Below are 250 nucleotides of genomic sequence, written 5' to 3' on the forward strand. Positions count from 1 at the left end.
CGCGTTGCTGCCAACTGATGAAATCATCGCCACCTGGACTGGCGCTGACGGCACGCCGGCCGGCGGGTCGCACACCTCAGTGCCGCGTGCGGTAAGCGAAGGGCTTGAGTTTGCGATCCCCAACAGCGTGGTCGCGTTCAATCTGGGTAAGCAGGTAAAAATCTCCTACGTCGTCATCATTGATGGTCATCCAACACCGTCCCGGGTATTTGACCTGACGGTGCAAGCAATGCCGCAGAGCGCGCTGGCC

The 250-nt window shown here is 60.4% G+C and carries 1 protein-coding gene; it reads left to right on the forward strand.

Going from position 1 to position 250, the window contains the following annotated elements:
- Positions 1 to 250: hypothetical protein (locus ACM6I7_RS19125; protein WP_414889047.1), on the forward strand; the 250-nt coding region annotated here is incomplete at both ends.

It is taken from the genome of Pseudomonas sp. IT-93MI4 (assembly GCF_949767635.1).
GTDB lineage: Bacteria > Pseudomonadota > Gammaproteobacteria > Pseudomonadales > Pseudomonadaceae > Aquipseudomonas > Aquipseudomonas putida_A.